This is a genomic window from Salinicola peritrichatus, from assembly GCF_003206715.1.
GTDB lineage: Bacteria > Pseudomonadota > Gammaproteobacteria > Pseudomonadales > Halomonadaceae > Salinicola > Salinicola peritrichatus.
The window spans coordinates 1-1,269 of record NZ_PZJU01000091.1 but is presented as its reverse complement, the minus strand read 5'-3'; the positions used below and the strand labels follow the sequence as shown (position 1 = coordinate 1,269).

At 60.1% G+C, this 1,269-nt stretch carries 1 protein-coding gene; it reads left to right on the top strand.

What is annotated here, in order from left to right; genetic code table 11:
* Positions 1-65 precede the first annotated feature (65 nt).
* A protein-coding gene (locus DOM57_RS21360) for an IS3 family transposase (protein ID WP_371399730.1) occupies positions 66-1,201 on the top strand; the annotation gives its coding sequence in 2 pieces (ribosomal slippage) (positions 66-321 and positions 321-1,201; 1,137 coding nt in all).
* Positions 1,202-1,269: the final 68 nt, after the last annotated feature.

The following is a 1,269-nucleotide window of genomic DNA, read 5'->3' as shown; positions in this document are numbered from 1 at the left end:
TGAGGTGGTCCCCGAAATCAGGACCAGGCGTTAAGCTCTGATCATGACGATTGGAGACGATGATCATGAGCAGGAAACGCAAGCAGTACAGCAGTGACTTCAAGGCCAAGGTGGCTCTCGCAGCCCTCAAGGGCGATCAGACAACGTCGGAGATCGCCGCCCGCTTCGAGATCCACCCCACCATGGTCAGCCAGTGGAAGCGTGAACTCCTGGACAACGCCACGGGCGTCTTCGAAGGCAAGGATGGTAAAGCCGCCCAGAAGAGCCAGGAGGAGATCGACACGCTTTACCGCGAGATCGGCAAGCTGACGGTGGAACGCGATTTTTTGTCGCGCAGGCTCGATCGTTGAGCCGGGCTCAGCGCTTGGCCCTGATCGAGCCGCCATCCTCCGACACTCCCAGCCTGCGCCGGCAGTGCCAATTGCTCGGTATCAGTCGCTCATCGCTATACTACCAGCGCCGTGAGTTACTCGCCGAGGACCTGATGCTAATGAGGCTGATCGACGAGGAGCATCTGCGGACGCCGGTCTACGGCTCCCGGCGGATGACGACCCATCTCAACCGCTTGGGGCACACGGTGAACCGCAAGCGGATCCGTCGCCTGATGCGGCAGATGGGGCTGCACGCGGTGTACCCGAAGCCGCGCACCAGCCAGTCTGGCGTGGGGCATCGGGTCTATCCTTACCTGCTCAGGGATCGCGTCATCGATCGTCCCAACCAAGTCTGGGCCACTGATGTGACGTATATCCCAATGGCGCGAGGGTTCATGTACCTGGTGGCCATCATGGACTGGCACAGTCGCCGTGTGCTGGCCTGGCGGGTATCGAACACCCTGGATACGGACTTCTGCATTGACGCACTGGAGGAGGCCCTGGAGCGCTATGGGCCGCCGAGCATCTTCAATAGCGATCAGGGCTGCCAATTCACCAGCCAGGCGTTCACCGAGGTACTGAAGGCCCATGGCGTCCGGATCAGCATGGATGGAAAAGGCTGCTACCGGGACAACATTTTCGTCGAACGGCTCTGGCGTAGCGTGAAGTACGAGTGCGTCTATCTGAAGGCCTTCGAAGATGGTGCCCACCTACGCCGGGAGCTGAGGAAGTACTTCACTTGGTACAACCGTCAGCGGCCCCATCAAGGGCTGGACGATGCGACACCCGATGAGGTGTACTTCGATCAACCACTGACCCAGGCGGCCTGACGCCTGATGATGATCCGGTCAGAGCTTAAATCGTCTGTCAGGTGGTCCAACGGATGGGGTCCACTTCA